This window comes from Lysinibacillus sp. fkY74-1 (genome assembly GCF_053165895.1).
Genome location: NZ_CP170173.1, coordinates 143,917 through 163,886, shown reverse-complemented (window position 1 = coordinate 163,886; position 19,970 = coordinate 143,917). Strand labels below are relative to the sequence as shown.

Sequence of the window (19,970 nt, the reverse complement as noted above, 5' to 3'; positions counted from 1 at the left end):
GAGGGTTTCCTATGGATCCTTATGAGGATGGAAAAAGAAAGTTTTTAAGCCCTCTTGATAAACCACAAGCTGAGCCTCCGTTACCTATGGAGGCTTTAGTTGAAATACAAGCAGTAAAAATGGAAGATCAACAAGTAGCAGAAGAGCCTATTATACCTGTTACCTCATTATTGGAACATCTTTCGGATTTACGTAAACAAATAATAAAAGGGCTAACTGTTTTTATTCTTTTTTTTATTGTTGTTTTTTCTACTATTAATATTTGGTTTCCCTTTGTAACTCGTGGTCATTCTCTTATTATTTTAGGACCACTTGAGGTCGTTAAATTTTATATGACCATTTCAACTACCTTATCATTTGGTCTTGCCATGCCTTTTCTTGTTCATTTTCTGTGGAGTTTTGTAAAACCAGGGCTAAAGGAAACGGAAAGTCGATTTTTAGGACTCTATGCACCCGTTATGCTGGCACTGTTCTTATTAGGAATCGCTTTTGGCTATTTTGTAGTAAACCCGCTAAGCTATTCGTTTTTAGTCGGCATAGGTGCTACCAATTTTGATGTCATGGTATCCGCTAGTGAATATATGCATTTTTTAATTATGACTACAGTACCGCTTGGGCTATTATTTGAATTACCGATCGTTGCCCTATTTTTATCAGCTATCGGGGTACTGAGTGCTGAATCCATGAGAAAAATACGGGGATGGTCCTATATCGTAATGGGTATATGCTCCGCTGTCATTACACCGCCCGACTTTATTAGCCAACTCCTCGTATTAATCCCAATGATTATTCTGTATGAAATAAGCATTTACCTTGTCAAACGTCTAGAACGAAAACAAATTGAAAGCACTGCGTAAATTTTAATTTTTACACAGTGCTTATTTTTTCTTTAAATCCATCACAACAATCTCTGGAAGATTAAAAATGCGGTATGGTACCGAGCTATTGCCTAAGCCACGACTAACCACCATTTTAGTGATTCCTTCATCGTAGACACCAGCCGTATATTTCGGAAACAGCCCTTGTCCTGGGGCAACAAGTCCTCCAAGTCCTGGAATACGAACTTGCCCTCCATGTGCATGCCCAGAAAATACTAAGTCTATGCCATCATTTACATACGTATTAAACACTTCAGGTCGATGCGCCAGTAACATCTTAAACATATCATCTGGTAAATAGGCTGTAGCCAACTCCAACATGTCTTCGGTTGATCTACCCATTAACGGATCTTCTATCCCAACAATCGCCAAGCGCTCCCCGTCGCGCTCTAAAACGGTCGATTCATTGGCCAGTATATGTACCCCTAACGATGATAGCGCCTCATAAATTTCACTTACCTTATTCGTCGCTACTTCATGGTTTCCTAGTACATAATAAACGTCCGTAATGTCTACTAGTCCCTTAACTGCCTGTAGACTTTGGTTTAAATCATAGCGATTGCTATCAATCACATCACCTGTGATAAAAATATAGTCAGGATTTGTCTCCTTAACTTTAGCAATCAGTTTTTCCTGATTATTACCAAAGAGGGCATCATGTAAATCCGATACTTGTACAATGCGTAGCCCATCAAAGCTGGCAGGCACCTTTTCTGATTCGAACACATGCTTACTAAAGACTAGCCAGTGATTGTTTACGTACAAAAAAATGACTATAAAAACAATGAAAAAAACACCATATAATAATTTTTTCAATCGCAATCGCTCACTTTGCGGCTACTTTTTTTCAGAAAAAAATTCTGACTTCCCTATTATAAGCAAAAAACAAATTGATTGTAAGTATATGCACTTTAATTACATAGAATGCACAAAATCCAACCATACCCCGCCACCCTTTTCTATTCGTAGCTAACTTACACATGATATAGTATGGGGATAATTTCATAATTATGTAATTACATCATAATAGGGGGATAACCTTATACTTTTGCGTTCTGAATAAAAAAACGCAGTAAGTTCCCTTTTCGAAGAGAGCTTAATGCGTTTGTTTGTTTATTTATAAAACCTTTTCTAAGAAATCCTTTGCTCGCTGTGTTGAAGGAGATGTGAAAAACTGCTCTGGTGGGGCATCCTCAATGAGCTTGCCACCATCTAAGAAAAGTATGCGATCAGCAACTTCACGTGCAAAGCCCATCTCATGTGTAACAATTAACATTGTCATGCCACTATCTGCTAGGTTTTTCATAACGGCCAATACTTCTTTAACCATTTCTGGATCAAGTGCTGAGGTTGGTTCATCAAATAATATGACCTTTGGATCCATGGCAAGCGCTCGGGCAATGGCAACACGTTGTTTTTGTCCACCAGATAAACGGTTGGGATACTCTTGGCGCTTTTCGAAGAGACCTACTTTCTTAAGTAACTCTTCTGCATTTTGTATCGCAACTACTTTATCCATTCCCTTTACATTAATTGGAGCGTACGTTAAATTTTCTAGTACTGTTTTATGTGGGAAAAGATGAAAATGCTGAAATACCATCCCTACTTCTTCCCGTATCTTCATAATATTTGTCCCTTTATCTGTGAGAACATCCCCAGCTATTGTTACCTTTCCACTCGTAGGGATTTCTAATAAGTTTAGACAACGAAGGAACGTTGATTTACCAGATCCCGAAGGTCCGATAATAGCAATAACTTCTTTTTCTTTAACTTCGGTTGAAATACCTTTTAGTACTTCATTCTGTCCATATGATTTGTGTAAATCTTCAATTTTAATCACTTTTTCTCATTCCTTTCTCGATTCGTTTACCAAGGAACGTTAAAACAAGTGTCATGAGGTAATAGATAATACCAGCAAATAGTAAAGGCTCAAGATATCGATATGTCGAACCACCTACTATATAAGCACGACGCATTATATCAAGGGCACTAATTACTGTGACAACTGCTGTTTCTTTATTTAGTGTAATAAATTCATTAACTAGAGAGGGCAAAATATTTTTTACTGCCTGCGGAATAATAATATCCTTCATCATCTTTGCATAAGGAATGCCAAGGGCTTGTGCTGCCTCCATTTGCCCTTTATCCACTGCATTAATACCTGCACGAATAATTTCCGAAATATAAGCACCTGAATTTAATCCAAATGCAATAATGGCCGTTGGAATAGGCTCGATTTGAATATCTAATAATTGTGGTACTGCATAATAAATAATTAATAATTGTAATACTAGTGGTGTACCACGGAAAATCGACGTATAAAAATCAGCAAACCAACGTAAAACTTTTACCTTTCCAATTTTACATAAGGCTAGTAATATACCGACGATAAACCCAATAATGGATGCACCAATTGCAATTTGGAGTGTAACACCTATCCCTTTTAAAATATAAGGAATAGAGGGAACGATTGCTGTAAAATCCAAGTTCACAGCGCTCCCTCCTTTCTTTTTCATCTTGATTCAGCATTTGTTTGAAATCATGCCGAAGCGTATTATATTGAACTGAAAAGCATAAGCGATAGCTCAAATAGGAGCTATCGCATACATGTATTATTCAACTTTTTCTAACCATTTTTCTTCTAACTCTTGGATTTTGCCTTCTTCAGCTAGTTCTTTTAATGCTTTGTTAATTTTTTCCTTTAGATTACTACCCTTTGGCACAGCAATCGCTTTGAAATCCTCAGGCTGTTCTTCTACAGGGAAGGCTGCTAATTGATCATTTGTTTTTAAATAACCCTTCGCAACGCCACCCTCTAAAATACCTGCGTCTAAGCGCTTAGACATCATATCTTGAATAATTTCAGGAATTCGTGTACGTCCTTCAACTGAAACATCCACTTTTTTTGCAATTTCATTACCTAAATTTTCTTGAATAGAGGCTGTTTGCACACCGACTTTTTTACCAGCTAAATCAGCTTCCTTTTTAATACCGCTATCTTTTTTAACAATAATTACCTGCTCTGTTTCATTATATTGATCAGAAAAATCTACTACCTTTTCACGTTCAGGATTGGGTGTCATACCAGAAATTACTACATCAATTTTCCCTGCTTGTAACGCTGGCACAAGACTGTTGAAGTCCATATCTTGCACTTGCATGTCTACACCTATTTTTTCCCCAACCAATTTAATTAAATCAATATCAAATCCTATAATCTCCTCACCTTTTGCTGCGTCAACATATTCAAATGGCGCATAGTCTGCTGAAGTACCAACTTTTAATACTTGTTTGTCTGTACTACTATCAGCATTAGAATTATTTGCGTCATCCTCTTTAGCGCCACAAGCTGCTAGTACGCCAATAGCTAGTACAAGAATCATCATGAATAATTTATTCTTCATTATTAAGCATCTCCTTTTATTTATAAGTTATTGTGTATGAGAATACATTTCTCAAAAATAGTAAATTGGATATTTATTCATATAAGAGAATAAAAAAACTATCTGCTAATTAAGATATACTCTTTTGAAATAATAATCAAGATAAACAAGAAAATTTTAAATGAAATATTATATACAAAATTTTCAGATTAGTCAATTTACTATTTTCAATTCCACTTTCCTTTACTATTTTCCGAAAACTTAATAATTATCCCTTCAAAATTTCTAAGGAAACAAAAAAGACCCCCATTTGGAGGTCTAGTGCTTATTTTTTTTCCGTAAATAATTTATCTTTTAATTCGTCCTCGCCAGAGCCTTCTGCTAATGGAACATGAGAACGATAAGCCGCACGACAGATTAAATGTCCGGCAACTGGAGCTGTAACGAAGACGAATAGAATACCTAAAATTAAGCGGACGCTAACATAACCATCGTGCACCCAAAAGTAAATAAATGTACCTAATAAGCAAGTTAACACGGATAACGTGGAGCTTTTGGTAGCAGCATGTGATCGCGTATAAACATCTGGTAAACGAATCATGCCAAATGCGCTAATAACACTCACAATAGAACCGATCAGAATTAGGATGACTGCCGCCCATTCAATCATTTGATTTACGTTCAACAATCACACCTCTTTCAATATATTTTGTAAAGGCAATAGTCCCAATAAACGCTAAAATACCTAATATAAGAATAGCTTCTAGATAAGCCTTTGTTTTTAATATAATCGAAACAATCGCAATAGCGGATAGAAGATTTACACCAATTGTATCAAGAGCAATGGCTCGGTCAGGCATAGATGGGCCACGGATAACCCGATATAACGACAGCGCGATGGAAATACTAAAGAAGGCGAGAGCCAGAAGTAAAATATTCTCTATCATTAACGTGTCACCTCCATTATTGCTTGTTCAAATTTCCCAATAGAGCGAATGACAGCATCCTTAGACTGCTCGATGTCCATGGCATGAATATAAAAGACATCGCCCTCTTCAGAAACTTCCATGACGACAGAACCGGGTGTTAATGTTAGCAGTAATGCTAGTGCCGTAATCTCCCAATCTCCCTTGAGTGCGGTTTTATAAGTGAAAATACCAGGCGTAATGTTTAGCTTTGGTGTAGTAATTTGTTTTAATACACTATAGCTTGATAAAAACAGCTCCCAATTAAATAGCCATAATAACTTGATAATCGAAAAGACTCGCCGCAAGTAAAATTGAGTGCCATAAAAGCGATGCATCGCATATAATATGCCCATTCCTACGATAAACCCCATTAAAAACGTTGAAAATTGTGGTGTCACTTCATCTTGCAAGAGTAACCAAAGTGCTGCGATAAATAAATTTAAAATAAACTGCATCGCCATTATTTATTCACCTCACCTTGCCATTGTTCACCATCAAGAACAGCATCTATATAGATAGATGGTGTATATAACGTTTCTGCTGCATCGGTGACAAAGGGAGCCAATTTCTCAGCCCCGATTCCTAAACTTATAGTACATACAGCTAGTAAAGTTAACGGCAGTATCACACGTTTGGGTAAAGGCTTTTCATCCTCCAAGCTAATAATGGTCTCGCCAAAAAAGGAGGAAAGAAAGATCCGCAGTAATGAATACAAAACAATTAAACTAGAGAAAAATCCTAGACCTAATAGAACAAAATTGCCGCCCTCTATAGCACCTTGTCCAATTAAAACCTTTCCTAAAAAGCCACTCAATGGCGGGATACCCGCTAGTGAACACATAGCTAAAAAGAATAGCCAGCCAAAGAACGGATAGTTCCGAATAAGCCCACTCATTTTATCTATGACCGTTTCCCCAGTTACATAAATCATCATACCGACAGCTATAAATAGCATAGCCTTTGCCACCATATCATGCATTAAATAATAGACAACACCCTGTAAGGCGGACTCTGTACCCATTGCTAGGCCAGCTACTATAAACCCAACACCAATTAATACATTATATGAAGCGATTGTTCTAACATCACGCCCTGAAAGAGCACCAATACAACCAGCTACAATTGTAATACCGGCCATTATGCCAAGTGCCATATGTGTGACTTCCGTATTATTTGGGAAAAGCAATGTAAATGTCCTTACAAGTGCATAAATCCCAACCTTTGTTAATAAGGCTGCAAATAAAGCAGCGATGGCTGTGGGAGGTACACTATAAGAGCCTGGTAACCAGAAGAATAATAACAGTCCGGCCTTTAAGCTAAAGACGATTAAGAAAATGAGTGCCACTGTTGTAATAAGGGGATTAGCACCTGCCTCCATCACACGCACAGAAATATGGGCCATATTTAATGTACCGACTGTTCCATAAAGAAAAGCCAATGCCACTAAGAAAATCCAAGATGCAACAATATTAATAAGCACATATTTTAATGCTTCTCGAAGCTGAATTTTTTCCCCACCTAAGCTAATTAGGGCATATGACGCCAGCAGCATCACTTCAAAGCATACAAATAAGTTAAAGATATCTCCTGTCAAAAATGAACCGTTAACACCAGCTACCATAAGTAAGGTAAACGGATAAAAATACATTTTTTCATATCTTAATTCCATTGTAAAAATTGCATAAAGCATACAAATAACCGCTACAAGATTTGCCACTAACACGAGTAGTGTAGCGAAGGAATCTGCCACAAATGAGATACCAAAAGGCGGTGCCCAGCCACTAAAGTCAATGCGCATGATCCCCTGTTCTTGAATTTCTACTAATAAAATAACACTAATAATAACGATAAAGCTTAATGTCAATAAACTAATAATACGTTGTAAAAAGACATGCTCTTTTAAAAACACCAGTAAAATAGCCGTAATTACTGGGACTATTAATGGTAAAACAATCATATTACTCATCCGGCGTACCCCTCAATTCATCAAGATTCCCTGAACCATTTGTTTTGTACGCTCGATAGCCTAAAACGAGAACAAACGCAGTCACAGCAAAACTAATAACAATAGCTGTTAGAATTAGGGCTTGCGGTAATGCATCTGTATAAGGCCCCTCTGATTCACCTAATAATGGGACATCCCCTTTTTTAAGACCTCCCATTGTTAGAATCAGCAAGTGGGCAGCATGTGATAAAACAGCAGTACCTAAAATAACACGTAATAACTGTTTAGAGAGGATTAAGTACGTTGCAACAGCTACTAATATACCTACTAAAACAAGTATCAAAGATTCCATCAGCTACTCATCCTCACTTATGCTTAAAATTATTGTCACGACAACACCAACTACCGTTAAAGCTACACCTGCTTCAAAAATGGTTACGGTTGAAAAACCCATTTTCCCGAAAATCGGGACATTTATATACGTATAGGCCTGTGTTAGAAATGGTACATCAAAAAACAAAGAACCTATTGCCGTACTTGTCGCAAGCAAAACACCAAGAGCTGCAACCTTTTTAAAGTCAAACGGCATTCCCTTATGCACAGTCTCTATATCGTAAGCAAGATACAATAAAACAATGCCAGAAGCTAACACGAGGCCGCCAATAAAGCCACCACCTGGAGCATGATGTCCTGCAAAGAACAAATACACGCCAAGTGTTAAAATAATGAAGACGACTGCCTTAGTGACTGTCCGTAGTATCACATCATTAATTTTCATGATCTGCTTCCTCCTTTCGAGGCTTAAGCTTTGTTAGTGTATAAACCCCTAAGCCAGCAATAAGAAGCACAACAACCTCAAGCATTGTATCAAAGGCACGAAAATCCCCTAAAATTGTATTAACAATATTTGAACCACCTGCCAACTCGTAGGCATCATTAAAATAACTGGAAACAGGCTCAAATTGCTCGTAGTGCACAACAGCTAGACCAACCATTGTGACTGTTGCGCCGACAAATATAGAAATCATGGCTTTAGACCATTGCACCCTTTTGCGAGGTGCCTCAGGCATTAAATCAGGTAAATACTTAAAGCATAAAAGGAATAATGCAGTTGTTACGGATTCTACAACTAATTGTGTTAGCGCTAAATCTGGTGCGCGGAAAATGACGAAGAAGAAGGCAATTGAATAGCCTAATACGCCATTTAATAGCATAGCTGTAACACGACCCTTTGCAAAAATCATCCAAACCGCAGCGAATACCATAACAAATACAAGAATTAATTCGTATGATTCAATGGTAGAGTCCATATCAAAATTAAAAGTCATTGCGTCTGACCAAATAAAATAACCAGCAATAAGTGCAACAAAAAATACATATATATAGACAAAATAATGTGTTAAATTACCTGTCATATATTTGCGAGTAAGCTTCTCTGAACCACTCTCACTTATTTCTATCATTCGATTGTAGTACGTATTAAACGTATACTTTTGTGAAAAAATTCGATACACCGGCTTCCAGCTTTTCAATGTCTTGAATAAAATGAATCCAAGCACAATGACTCCTAATGTCATTAACAATTCCGCATTAATTCCATGCCAAGCAGAAATATGTGGTGTTAATTCATAGGTTGTTGGGAATGTAGGATAAATACTTGCCATAGCAGGCTCTAAAATATAATGGCCTAACACGTTTGGGAAGAAAAAGATACCGACTACTAACAGGCACAAAACAATTGGTGATAGGAGCATACCCAATGGAGCTTCATGTGGTTTTCTATCCATCTTCTCAGGCTGTAGTTTACCCAAAAATGTTCGACTAATTAAAATCAAACTGTAGACAAAGGTAAAGATACTGGCTACCCACGCTACTAATGGGAAAAATAACCCTAAATCAGCAATGGAAAAGGCCTCTACATCCCGAATAGCCAAGACCGCTGCAAAGAACATTTCTTTACTCAAGAAACCATTAAATGGTGGTAATCCTGCCATTGAAAAGCTGCCAATGACTGCGATTGTAAATGTGATAGGCATTAAGGACATTAAGCCACCTAAACGGCGAATATCCCGCGTCCCCACTTCATGGTCGACAATCCCGACCATCATGAATAAGGCTCCTTTAAAAGTGGAGTGGTTGATGAGATGAAACAATGCCGCAAAACTTGCTTGTGTATATACAATAGAGTCTTTCGTGTAGCCATAGTAATGACCAACAGACCCTAGACCGAAAAGACTCATAATTAAGCCTAGCTGACTTACCGTTGAAAAGGCTAATAGCGCCTTTAAATCCGTTTGGCGAACCGCATTAAATGACCCCCAGAAAAGTGTAACAAGACCAATGACACTTACTAGCCAAAACCAAATCTCTTCTCCTCCAAAAACTGGAGAAAAACGGGCAACTAAATAAATACCTGCCTTTACCATTGTGGCTGAGTGTAAGTAAGCACTAACTGGTGTTGGCGCTTCCATGGCATCAGGTAGCCAAATATGAAATGGAAATTGTGCAGATTTTGTAAAAGCACCTAGTAAAATTAAGATTAATGCTGGAGTAAATAGGGCATGATCACGGATAACCCCTACATGAGCTACAATGTCCCGAATACTAAATGTATCAGCAGCTACATAGAGCATCAGGAAACCCGCAAGCATAGAGAGACCGCCAAATACTGTGATCATCATTGCTTTTTTAGCACCTGCACGTGATGCCTTTCTATGATGCCAAAATGCAATTAATAGGAATGATGACACACTTGTCAATTCCCAAAATGTGTATAATACCATTAGGTTATCTGAAAAAACAACGCCAAGCATAGCGCCCATGAATAGTAATAAATAGCAGTAAAAATGGTGAAGAGATTCTTTCGTTGACAAATAAAAAATAGAATATAAAATGACTAAACTACCTACACCTGTAATCAGTAAGCCAAAAATCATACTGAGCCCATCTAGGTATGTTGTAATATTTATATTAAAAGAGGGAATCCACTCATATGTATGGATAAATGTTTTACCTCCGGCAATTTGAGGAATATAGCGCGCAAGTAAAAGAAACAAGATGAATGGAACAGAAAAAACAAACCAGCCAAGATGTGTTATATGCCTTAGTCGCCTATACAGCAATGGGATAAGTGCAGCACAGACAAATGGCAAAAGTATCGCGATAAGTACTGTAACCAAATGAAAACCTCCTACTATCAAAATCATCAAGCAAATTTTTGTGGTATTGGAATGGTAAATGCTAAGATTATAGCAATTTGTTTAAGCTAACATATCAGATTTATTCTTGAAATTTTGCAAATGGAAAGTGTTGGGGTGTTAAAGTGTCTTGTCATTGGTATGTTTAGTTATTTAGTCACCTCTAACCCGATGCAAGCCTAAATAACTTGTGGAAATTCAGATAATTTATACAGTTATAACTCAATTATATCAGCATTATAAAGACACTTGACTATCTATTTAACACACTGCATAATAGTGTGGCATATGAAATCAATTTAGCATAGATGCACGTAATGCATAAATTAAATAACTTTAAATTATTGATATAAGCTTATTACTTCAAGGGTTTTCCAATATATTTTCGTTAACTTTTATACATTTTTAAGTATACAATATAAATGAGCATAATGCACTGTAACAGCATCAATTTTAGCTGTTTTAGGATATTTTTTTATAATTAACAGTGAAATTAACAAAATACCAACAGATAAGAGGTGTACATTTTTTATGAGGCATGTAAAAGGGCGTTTAGACGAAAGTATATTAGTTTGTGTTTACTATGGCTTAAATGGTGAGCGTTTGATACGTAGAGGACACAAAATGGCGACAATGCTAGATTGCCCACTCTATATTCTTTCAGTTGATTCGCAACCCCTTGATGCATTTGACGCTGAGAAATCTAGTTACATTGAGCAATGGGAAAAGTTATCAGACGAACTTGAGGTCGAAAAATTTATATTGCAAGATAATGAAAAACGCCCCATTCAGAAAGTCATTGCAGAAGTCGCGAAAAACTATGGCATTTCACAAATTATTGTAGGTCAAAGCGCACAAAGCCGTTGGGAAGAGATCACTAAAGGATCGTTCCTTAATGTACTGTTAAAAGAAGTTCCATTTGTAGATTTTCATATTGTTGCTGTTCAACGTCCTACTGATGATGATGCAAACGAGACATACGAAAAAGGTGTTCGTGCTTATTTAATCAAAGAACAGGAAAACTTTAAAGTAGCATTTACATGTCCGAAATACGTATCCATCGAAGGTATCTTCTTCAAGGAAATCGGCACAGATTTTGATAATGGTGTCTTTAAATTCACTTACAACGATAAAATGCATGAGGTTCATATTTCAGAGGGCTATGTGATTGATCAAGAGAAGCTTCCTGCGGAATTTTTATCCCCATTAAGACAATAAAAAAAACGCGCTCCTCTTTTTAAAGGATGCGTTCACACTGTTGACAAATGCCATCGGGAAGTTTACTCTCGATGGCATTTTGTCATTTCAATTTAACTCTTTGGACTGAGATTAATCACAATTTGACTGTAGTGGAAAACTTTATTTCATTGTAAAAAAACTGTAGGCAAACTCAATTTTTTGCGTTCGCTACCGTCAGGATATGTTTTTACTAAGCTGCTGAAGATGCTGGCTTATCCTTCGGTAGGAAAAAGGCAATTAACAATAATAACGGCAATAATGAGACGACCATCATTGTAAAATCAATACCTTTGTGGTCCATTAAAACACCAATAACCATGGCTCCAATGGCCCCCATACCAAAGGCAAAGCCAGTTGTTAAACCAGCCATTGTGCCAATTTTAGATGGAACTAGCTCTTGTGCGTATACCACCGTTACAGAGAAGCTAATCATGATCAATGTACCAATGATCACTAAAAATATCATAGCAGCCCATAACGGTACATAAGGCAATGCTAGGCAAAATGGCATTGGTACTACAACGGAAAGAATAATGACATTTTTTCTTCCAATACGATCCGACAAAGAGCCTCCGAAAAATGTCCCTACTACCCCAAATGCCATGAAGAGGAAAATAAGGATTTGTCCTAGACGAAGATTCACATCATAATGATCCATTAAATAAAACACATAGAAACTAGTTATATTTGTTGTATAAAATGATCGTGCAAAAATAATCGTAAATAGTAAGGTTAAAGCTACCCCTACCTGCTTCTTTGTTAGTGGTGGCAATGTCGAAACCAACACCCGTTTTTTCTTCGCTGCACGCTCTTGCTCTAATTGCTTTTTATACCATCTTGCAATCTTAGTTAATAGAATAATACCGAATGTTGCCGCTACTAATACAATCGCTGCACCTCGCTGACCGAAAATATCAAATATATAGGCGCTAATTAGTGGGGCAAGCGCTTGTCCTGAGTTTCCCCCAACTTGATAAATCGATTGAGCAAGTCCTCTTTTAGAACCTGCTGCCATAAAGGATACTCTAGAACCCTCAGGGTGAAATATTGCTGAACCGAAGCCTAAAAATAATACCGCAATAAGAATAATCCAATATTGAGTAGTAAAAGCAATTATTGTAATAGCAATAAAAGAACTTACCATACCTATTGGTAAAGCATAGGGCATTGGCTTTTTATCACTGACAAACCCTACAATAGGCTGTAATGCAGACGCAAATATATTTAAGACAAATGATATGAGACCAATTTGTGTGAAGGTAAGTCCTAGCTCACTTTTAAAAATTGGAAACATAGCTGGAATAACAGCTTGCATCGTATCATTGATAAGATGAGCAACACCTATCAAAATCATAATTGGGTAGATTGGATTTGCGACATTTATTTGATTATTCATGCTGCCACCTCGCTCTATTTAGTTTTTGTTATTGACGATTGTCGCATACTATTAACTATTTTGCACAAGCTATGTTTCGACAGCTGTAAAAGGAGTTGATGTATGCATGGAAAGCTTTATTCATGCTAACTTTTGGGAAATGATTCTTCGAACAACACTTTCATTCTTTATATTACTTATTTTGGCGCGTATTCTTGGAAAGAAGCAATTGGGCCAATTAACATTTTTCCATTATATTACTGGTATTACATTTGGATCAATTGCTGCAGAAATTGCCTCACAGGAGGAAACACCCTTTTTAGATGGAATAATATCGCTTGTCTGGTGGAGCGCCTTAACCTACTTAATGACGATTATTACGATTAAATCCAAAAAAGCTCGTGTACTTATTGATGACAAACCTACCATTGTCGTACAAAATGGACTTATTTTAGAATCTGCCTTAAGGAAAAACCGTTTGCATATGGACGAGCTGACAATGATGCTACGTGAGCAAGCCATCTTTTCTGTACAAGATATACACTATGCGTTACTTGAAACAAATGGAAAACTAAGTGTCCTGCAAAAAACTTCCGAACAAGTTGCCACAAAGCAGGATGTTAAGGCAGATGTTACCCCACCTACTTATCTGCCTACAGAGGTTATATCAGATGGTCAACTTATCAAGGAAAACATTGTTGAGCTTGAATTAACAGAGGACTGGGTAATGAAGAAGTTGAAAAAACAAAATGTACATTCCGTTGAAGATGTCTTTTTTGCACAAGTTCAAACAAATGGGTCATTATACATTAGCTTAAAAGATAAAGCGAGACATTCAAGCCCGTAAATGCTTGTCTCGTTTTTTTAATCAATTTTTACAATATCTAACGGTGTAATGATTCCTATTAATTTTTGATGTGGTTTGCCATGCTCAGTGATTAGTAATGCCTCAAAACGCCTACCCCTTTCCACACCTTGTTTAAAAATCTCTTCTGCTTGATATATCGTTATGTACCTGCTAACAAATTTGTAATTCACCCTATTTTTCTCATGCATTAAAATATCATGCAACGTAGGAATCCCTTTAGGTAAATAGTCGCCACCCATCTTAGAGGCAAGCCAATTCGTGATTCCTACAGTTGTAATAAGGCCTCTAAATTGTTTATTAAAATAAACGGGAAACTGCGTATATTTTCGTTGGTGAATAACCTTTAACACATGTTTAAGGGAATCATTCTCTTGAAAAACTAATACTCTCTTTCTGAACATTTGCCCGACAAGAGTAGGCTTAGCGAGCGTAGCATCTATGTATTCAATTCTTTCAACTACATCCGTATGTGGTTCTGCAATTACATAGTTAATAGAAGTACGATGATGGACAATTGCATTTCGCAAATCAGCGTATGACCGTAAATCATCTTCGTATTTCTTCACTAATACCTCTTTTTTCTTCGCTTGATCAATGAGTCGATAAAAGGGCGTAAAATCCTTTATACCTACAATATCTCGTAATCTATGGTCTATTCGATTAAATGCTGTCAGGAAACGATCGGAATTTTCAGTCTCCACTTTTAAGTACCTTCTTTCTTAGTAACTTTATGTATTTTCCGAGTTATTTGACAAATTTTTAGTTACACAACCATTATATTCCTAATTTATGAATATTCCAAGAACGCAGTTTTTGCTGTCATTTATTTTTACATTCTCCCTTGAAAGTTACGTTATTACGAAGAAAATGGACTATTTTTCCCAGCAAGTAAGACAAATGATGGACATAGGGTTTACAGTGAGCATGAATTAAATTTAAACATTAGGATTCAAATTAAAGGAGATAAGGAAATTCAAGCGCTTCTTAATACTACATGGGAGTGGGAGGCAAGCATAGATCAACAACTTGCTTTTCTTATAGTGGAGCAAAGGATTCTAGAGGGCTATACTCGGTATTAAAGAACACTTCAGCCATTGAAAGAGAGCTTGAGGGCATATTTTAATTGTATATAATATAATAAATTTGTAATTAACTGTACTTTTAAGGAGGCGTTGTCGATGAGAAATTATTTATACTTGATTGGGCATAAAAACAAGGGGATAGCGTTTCAATAGCCCATAAACTACGTGTTTCCCCTTCAAAGGGAGAGTACCAAATTGAAGGAAATTTGTTTAAAGCCTATTGACAAAAGTAATTGGGAAGAAGCAATTAGATTATCTGTTAAAGAGGAACAACAAGCATTTATTGCATCCAACCTTTATTCTATCGCAGAAGTTCAGTTTCTAGATAATTTCTTTGCAAAAGGTATTTATCTTAATAATAAAATGATAGGATTTACTATGTTTGGAATAGACCCTGATGACAATAATTATTGGATTTATAGACTAATGATTGACGAAAAATTTCAAGGTAAAGGTATAGGCAAACAAGCTATATATCTGGTTATAGAAGAGATAAGGAAAAATAATCATGCAAACATTCCTTTTATCATGATTGGATATGATCCTAAAAATCTTACAGCAAAATTTGCCTATAAAAGAGCAGGATTTATTGAGACTGAATTATCATCTTGGGGAGAACAATTAGCTAAGTATTCCTTGTAAGCACATGAATTTACCCTAATGACTAATAGTCTTTTTAAAGTAAATTTGATCAATCATTTTTCAAAATACGCTCTTTTCTATGATCTTTATCAACGTTATTAGGATCATGCTCTTTGTTGGGCTTATCCTGCTTATTAATGGTGGAATACTCTAACACAAAAGGACGGAAAAATCAGTACGTACCAGATTTTCCGTCCTATATTTTCTAAATTTTAGTCATAGCTGCATTTTTTTTCATCATGATGATTCCCAAGCAAATACAAAGAATTATCAGTGCTAATGTCATGATTAAACTCCACCAGTAATCAGACATCTCCATTGTTCCACGGACTAGTAAAGGTCCAAAGTTTGCTAGCTTCCATGGGGATATAGTCCAGAATAGGCCTACTACCATATCGACTATTTGTCCGCCAAAGATAACCATAAAGGCACATGTAGTAGCTATAATCGTTTTAAAACTAGCGCTCATCATTAATGTGACAGCAATTACAAATAACAACCAAACATAATACGTACAAAAGCTCGCAAGCAAAGGTCCAATTTCTAATGTTCCATATAGAATACTAGTGTAATACACACTTGCTGCAAAGCCTGCTAAAATACTCACAAAACAAACTGCACTCATCACAATAAATTTACTCATAAAATAGGCTCCAAAGGAAATCGGCCTTACATATAATAAGGTAGCCATACCACTTGCACGTTCTTTACTTATGATCCCCACAAAAGAAGCCATTATCACCAATAACCCTATCGTTTGAAACTGTCCTATAGATGCCTGTAATAGGTCAACGGGCATTAATTCGGGCATCAACATTTCAAAGCCTTCTGGCACATTTCCAACAGCATTTAAAATATCCATTATATAATAATTTATTAGGGGGTCATTCATTCCCAGCAGTGCAAACACAAGAGGTATCCACAAAAATTTCCAGCTTCGCCATGCCTCTCTAAATTCCTTTTGTAGAAGTACATTGAATCCTCTCATGCTTTTTTCGCCACCTTCATGAAAATTTCTTCCAACGATGCTGTTTGTCGTTCTACCTTTCTTATTGTATAAGGACAATTACTTAAACGATGGAGCAGCTCCCTCATCGTTGGCTCCTCATTCAATATCTCAATATAGACATAACAGCCTACTACATGATCAGTCGAGCTTGCAAAAAGCTTTGCCTCTTCCTCACTAGAGAACTCAACTATATAATTTTGCTCATCAAAACGTTGTCGTACCTCTCGTAATGTTCCTTGCTCTACTAGTTTTCCATTTTGTAAGAATAACAACTGATCCGTCATTTCTTCCGCATCGTTTAAAATATGAGTTGAATATAAAATGGTTGTCTCTTGTTGTAAGCCTTTTAATAAATCAAGAACCTCCCTACGACCAACAGGGTCTAATGCTGAAACAGGTTCGTCTAATAACAGTAATTTTGGCTTATGCACAATTGCCTGGGAAATACCAAGGCGTTGCCTCATCCCACCAGAAAAAGTATCTATTTTTTTATGTTGGGCATTTCCTAGCCCGACAAACTCTAATGTTTTTTGCGCTTCTAATTTAGCATTTTTTGCTGATACACCATTTAACCGAGCAGCCATCTCAGTAAATTCTAATGCGCTTAGCCAAGGATGAAACTGTGGATATTGGGGTAAAAAACCTATATTTTCACGTAAGTCCCCATTTAGCATTTTCACACTTCCAGCAGTCGGTGTTAAGAGCCCTGTTAACATGGATAATGTGGTTGTCTTACCTGCACCATTTGGCCCTATTAACGCCGTTGAAGTCTTTTCCTCTAACATAAATTGAACATCATCTACAACATTGTGCTCTGCAAATCGTTTGGTCAAACCAGTTACTTGAAGTAATGTTGTCATGCCTGCTTTCTCCCAACTATAAAGTACGCAATTGACCCTATTATATTTGTAAATAAAATAATAAATACCCATAAAATTTTAGGTCCATTTGTTGCATGTGTTTTTCGCAAATCAATAAGTGCTACGATCATTAATATTAATTGAACGACGATGAGCGGTGCTATCACTGCCCATGGAACTTTTGCTAATTCCTCCATCATACAGATCACCCCATTAGTTGTTATACATTAACTATAACAATTTTGTTCTAACATGTATAGAACAAAATTGTTGTTTTTTTCAAACTCTAAAACAGCTCTCCTAAATATTCTCGCTATTTTTCAAAGGATAATGTAGTCTCTTATTTATCTTCTATACGCGCTGTTTCTCTTAAAAACAAAAAAGATGTACCTTAATCAGTACATCTTTACCTTTATTTATAAAGTTTTTGTAGAGCCTCTTCCATTTTAGGACGAATTGTTACTTGTGGACGAGCCTTTTTGACCGCTGCCTCCGCTTCCTCTAGGGAATTAGCCAGCCCTAGCTCTATTAGCGCAGCAGTAGCTGCTACACCAGCACGACCACCGCCACTTCCACAGTGAACATACACCTTCTGTCCTGCCTCATAGGACGAAGCAATTTCCTTAGCTACATGCTGAATAGATGATGCTACCGCAATTTCTTCATCTGCAATTGGCATATGCTTGTATGAATAAGAAATGGCCCCTTGCTCTTCTGAAGTAAGTCCCTGCACACGAACATCTATTACAACATCTACAGCTTCTTGCTCAAAAGCCGTCTCTGCATCTTTTGCACCACCAAAGAAGATTTGATCCTTTACTAAAACATCATAGTTTTTTTCCATATTGGTCACACTCCATAGGATTATTTCAGTAAATGCTTAATATCCTCGTAATATGGTAAAGCCGTTAAAGCTCCTGCCTTTGTTGCTGCGAATGCTCCTAATTTATTGCCGAAGCTTGTACAGCGAACAAGCTCTTCTTTTGTTGTAGGTAAGCCATTGTAATGAACATCACGTAATACCCCTGCCATAAATGCATCCCCTGCACCAGTAGTATCCACAGGTATCACTTTTTCAGTTGGTACATGGATGACCTCTCCATTCAGCACGGCATAAGTGCCATTTTCTCCTACTGTTACTAAAATAATAGGCACTAAATAGCTACTTAATTGTTCAATTCCTTCTTCTAAACTAGTCGTTTCCGTCAGGAAGAATAACTCATCATCTGTTACTTTTAAAATATCTACATCCTCAAAAAACGACGTAATTGTTTCTCGACAAATTTCTTCACTACTCCAGCGTAATGGACGAATATTCGCATCCATCGCAATGATTGCACCTTTGTCCTTCGCCATTTCTACAGCAGCTCGAGTTGTTGCTAGAGCCGTCGGGTGGAACATGGTCCCTGAACATACCGTTAAAGCAGAAGCATGTTTAAATGCGGCTTCATTTAACTGTAGTGGCTCCACTTGTAAATCAGGTGTTTCATCCACATAATCTTTAAAAATTCGTTCACAGGCTTCTGTCAAATGCACATAAACACCGCTTACTCGCTTAGCTGGGTCAAATATGGCATAGTCCAGCTTAACACCTTCCTCTACAAGCCCATCACGCACAAACTGAGAACCCTCATCATCCCCTGTAATTGTAATTAAGGCAGAAGGCGCCCCAATTCGGCTAATACCTGCTGCAACATTCACTGTTGCACCACCCATATATTTTGTAAATGATGTATTTGTTACATCATCAGCAATATAGTCAATAAATGCATCTCCATAGACTAAAATAAAATCCTTATCTTGCTTCGTCATGATTGTCCTCCTGAAAGTCTAGTCATTATAGATTAACACGAAAATTGTCATTCTATAAAGGTTTAACTTTTGAGAGTATGTCCGAAAATTTGTGTCATCCATTAACTTTGTTATACTTGCCTATAGAAAGGTAGGGATTTTCAAGATGAGTATTACAATTCGACAAGCGCAACCACAAGATGCCCATGCCGTTGTGCCTTTAATTATTGATGCGATTGGTGATATTGCTAATCGTTTAACTGGCGAGCAATCGACAGAAGCTGTTCATCAAGAACTGACAACTCTTTTTCAGCGAGATGACAATCGACATTCTTATTTAAATACCTATGTCGCTACGGAAGATGGGCAAATATTAGGAATTCTCGTTTATTATTACGGCTCACATGCCATTGCTATGGACGCTAACCTAGTGAAATGGTTAGAGGCTAAAAATGCTCCATCCATCATCGTCGATCAAGAAGCCCACGAAGATGAAGCTTATATCGATACGGTTTGTGTAACACCAGAAGCACGAGGTAAAGGCATTGGCACATTACTTTTACAATATGCTGAAGAGCTGACAAAGCAGCGTGGCTATACAAAGTTATCCTTAAATGTAGAAATTCAAAAAGAAGATGCTCGTCGTCTTTATGAACGTTTAGGCTTTGTTATAACTGAGCCATGGTCCATTATCGATGAACCATTTCATCATATGGTGAAACAGTTTTAGGAA

General features: G+C 37.0%; 23 protein-coding genes and 1 pseudogene. 6 read left to right on the top strand and 18 right to left on the bottom strand.

Going from position 1 to position 19,970, the window contains the following annotated elements:
- Positions 1 to 11: 11 nt before the first annotated feature.
- Entirely contained in the window at positions 12 to 857 is an 846-nt protein-coding gene (gene tatC, locus ACE1MS_RS00840; protein WP_012292446.1) for a twin-arginine translocase subunit TatC, read from the top strand.
- Between the two features lie 21 nt (positions 858 to 878).
- Here tatC and ACE1MS_RS00835 read toward each other — a convergent pair whose 3' ends face one another.
- The 11 genes from ACE1MS_RS00835 to ACE1MS_RS00785 all read right to left on the bottom strand — a co-directional run bounded on the left by ACE1MS_RS00835 (position 879) and on the right by ACE1MS_RS00785 (position 10,353).
- Positions 879 to 1,694 carry a metallophosphoesterase gene (locus ACE1MS_RS00835; protein ID WP_289449990.1) on the bottom strand — a complete coding sequence of 272 codons (816 nt, stop codon included), beginning with the start codon at positions 1,692 to 1,694 and terminating at the stop codon, positions 879 to 881.
- 301 nt (positions 1,695 to 1,995) lie between these two features.
- The gene (locus ACE1MS_RS00830; protein WP_447402639.1) at positions 1,996 to 2,718 is read right to left on the bottom strand and encodes an amino acid ABC transporter ATP-binding protein; all 723 of its coding nucleotides are present in this window, start codon (positions 2,716 to 2,718) and stop codon (positions 1,996 to 1,998) included.
- Positions 2,711 to 3,370 carry an amino acid ABC transporter permease gene (locus ACE1MS_RS00825; RefSeq protein WP_031418079.1) on the bottom strand — a complete coding sequence of 220 codons (660 nt, stop codon included), beginning with the start codon at positions 3,368 to 3,370 and terminating at the stop codon, positions 2,711 to 2,713. The genes ACE1MS_RS00830 and ACE1MS_RS00825 overlap by 8 nt, the downstream gene beginning before the upstream one ends.
- A 120-nt stretch (positions 3,371 to 3,490) precedes the next feature.
- Positions 3,491 to 4,282, bottom strand: a complete 792-nt coding sequence (locus ACE1MS_RS00820; protein ID WP_012292442.1) for a transporter substrate-binding domain-containing protein — start codon at positions 4,280 to 4,282, stop codon at positions 3,491 to 3,493.
- 304 nt (positions 4,283 to 4,586) lie between these two features.
- Complete coding sequence (locus ACE1MS_RS00815) at positions 4,587 to 4,946, bottom strand: Na+/H+ antiporter subunit G (protein WP_036166534.1); 360 nt, start codon at positions 4,944 to 4,946, stop codon at positions 4,587 to 4,589.
- Positions 4,924 to 5,208, bottom strand: coding sequence for a Na(+)/H(+) antiporter subunit F1 (locus ACE1MS_RS00810; protein ID WP_025116881.1), 285 nt, complete (start codon positions 5,206 to 5,208; stop codon positions 4,924 to 4,926). The genes ACE1MS_RS00815 and ACE1MS_RS00810 overlap by 23 nt, the downstream gene beginning before the upstream one ends.
- Positions 5,208 to 5,690: a Na+/H+ antiporter subunit E gene (locus ACE1MS_RS00805; protein WP_012292439.1), complete on the bottom strand. Its 483-nt coding sequence runs from the start codon at positions 5,688 to 5,690 to the stop codon at positions 5,208 to 5,210. The genes ACE1MS_RS00810 and ACE1MS_RS00805 overlap by 1 nt, the downstream gene beginning before the upstream one ends.
- On the bottom strand, positions 5,690 to 7,195 hold the full coding sequence (locus tag ACE1MS_RS00800; RefSeq protein WP_447402638.1) for a Na+/H+ antiporter subunit D: 1,506 nt from the start codon (positions 7,193 to 7,195) through the stop codon (positions 5,690 to 5,692). Before ACE1MS_RS00800 ends, ACE1MS_RS00805 begins: the two co-directional genes overlap by 1 nt.
- Positions 7,188 to 7,526: a Na(+)/H(+) antiporter subunit C gene (locus ACE1MS_RS00795; RefSeq protein WP_012292437.1), complete on the bottom strand. Its 339-nt coding sequence runs from the start codon at positions 7,524 to 7,526 to the stop codon at positions 7,188 to 7,190. The genes ACE1MS_RS00800 and ACE1MS_RS00795 overlap by 8 nt, the downstream gene beginning before the upstream one ends.
- Before the next feature lie 3 nt (positions 7,527 to 7,529).
- On the bottom strand, positions 7,530 to 7,952 hold the full coding sequence (locus tag ACE1MS_RS00790) for a Na(+)/H(+) antiporter subunit B (protein ID WP_012292436.1): 423 nt from the start codon (positions 7,950 to 7,952) through the stop codon (positions 7,530 to 7,532).
- Positions 7,942 to 10,353: a Na+/H+ antiporter subunit A gene (locus ACE1MS_RS00785; protein ID WP_447402637.1), complete on the bottom strand. Its 2,412-nt coding sequence runs from the start codon at positions 10,351 to 10,353 to the stop codon at positions 7,942 to 7,944. Before ACE1MS_RS00785 ends, ACE1MS_RS00790 begins: the two co-directional genes overlap by 11 nt.
- A 549-nt stretch (positions 10,354 to 10,902) precedes the next feature.
- On the opposite strand from ACE1MS_RS00785, the gene ACE1MS_RS00780 reads away from it, so the two are divergent.
- On the top strand, positions 10,903 to 11,589 hold the full coding sequence (locus ACE1MS_RS00780) for a universal stress protein (protein WP_012292434.1): 687 nt from the start codon (positions 10,903 to 10,905) through the stop codon (positions 11,587 to 11,589).
- 211 nt (positions 11,590 to 11,800) lie between these two features.
- Here ACE1MS_RS00780 and ACE1MS_RS00775 read toward each other — a convergent pair whose 3' ends face one another.
- Positions 11,801 to 13,006, bottom strand: a complete 1,206-nt coding sequence (locus ACE1MS_RS00775) for an MFS transporter (protein WP_012292433.1) — start codon at positions 13,004 to 13,006, stop codon at positions 11,801 to 11,803.
- 106 nt (positions 13,007 to 13,112) lie between these two features.
- Here ACE1MS_RS00775 and ACE1MS_RS00770 point away from each other — a divergent pair, with 106 nt between their 5' ends.
- A complete protein-coding gene (locus ACE1MS_RS00770; RefSeq protein ID WP_012292432.1) occupies positions 13,113 to 13,832 on the top strand; it encodes a YetF domain-containing protein in 720 nt (239 codons plus the stop codon).
- Positions 13,833 to 13,849: 17 nt separating this feature from the next.
- Here the strand turns inward: ACE1MS_RS00770 and ACE1MS_RS00765 are convergent, their stop codons facing one another.
- Positions 13,850 to 14,554: a CBS domain-containing protein gene (locus ACE1MS_RS00765; protein WP_012292431.1), complete on the bottom strand. Its 705-nt coding sequence runs from the start codon at positions 14,552 to 14,554 to the stop codon at positions 13,850 to 13,852.
- 159 nt (positions 14,555 to 14,713) lie between these two features.
- Between ACE1MS_RS00765 and ACE1MS_RS00760 the strand changes: the two are divergent.
- Positions 14,714 to 14,932 (top strand): annotated as a pseudogene (locus tag ACE1MS_RS00760) (MerR family transcriptional regulator); the annotation flags it as partial.
- A gap of 198 nt (positions 14,933 to 15,130) precedes the next feature.
- On the top strand, positions 15,131 to 15,577 hold the full coding sequence (locus ACE1MS_RS00755) for a GNAT family N-acetyltransferase (protein WP_031418066.1): 447 nt from the start codon (positions 15,131 to 15,133) through the stop codon (positions 15,575 to 15,577).
- A 205-nt stretch (positions 15,578 to 15,782) separates the two neighbouring features.
- Here ACE1MS_RS00755 and ACE1MS_RS00750 read toward each other — a convergent pair whose 3' ends face one another.
- The 5 genes from ACE1MS_RS00750 to ACE1MS_RS00730 form a co-directional block, all read right to left on the bottom strand.
- Positions 15,783 to 16,565 carry an ABC transporter permease gene (locus tag ACE1MS_RS00750; RefSeq protein WP_099806272.1) on the bottom strand — a complete coding sequence of 261 codons (783 nt, stop codon included), beginning with the start codon at positions 16,563 to 16,565 and terminating at the stop codon, positions 15,783 to 15,785.
- Positions 16,562 to 17,446, bottom strand: a complete 885-nt coding sequence (locus ACE1MS_RS00745) for an ABC transporter ATP-binding protein (RefSeq protein ID WP_012292427.1) — start codon at positions 17,444 to 17,446, stop codon at positions 16,562 to 16,564. Before ACE1MS_RS00745 ends, ACE1MS_RS00750 begins: the two co-directional genes overlap by 4 nt.
- Positions 17,443 to 17,646, bottom strand: a complete 204-nt coding sequence (locus ACE1MS_RS00740; protein ID WP_012292426.1) for a PLDc N-terminal domain-containing protein — start codon at positions 17,644 to 17,646, stop codon at positions 17,443 to 17,445. The genes ACE1MS_RS00745 and ACE1MS_RS00740 overlap by 4 nt, the downstream gene beginning before the upstream one ends.
- Before the next feature lie 212 nt (positions 17,647 to 17,858).
- Entirely contained in the window at positions 17,859 to 18,290 is a 432-nt protein-coding gene (locus ACE1MS_RS00735) for a protein-tyrosine phosphatase family protein (protein WP_012292425.1), read from the bottom strand.
- A gap of 20 nt (positions 18,291 to 18,310) precedes the next feature.
- Entirely contained in the window at positions 18,311 to 19,258 is a 948-nt protein-coding gene (locus tag ACE1MS_RS00730; protein WP_012292424.1) for a carbohydrate kinase family protein, read from the bottom strand.
- A 145-nt stretch (positions 19,259 to 19,403) separates the two neighbouring features.
- On the opposite strand from ACE1MS_RS00730, the gene ACE1MS_RS00725 reads away from it, so the two are divergent.
- Positions 19,404 to 19,967 carry a GNAT family N-acetyltransferase gene (locus ACE1MS_RS00725; protein ID WP_031418063.1) on the top strand — a complete coding sequence of 188 codons (564 nt, stop codon included), beginning with the start codon at positions 19,404 to 19,406 and terminating at the stop codon, positions 19,965 to 19,967.
- The last annotated feature ends 3 nt before the right edge of the window (positions 19,968 to 19,970 follow it).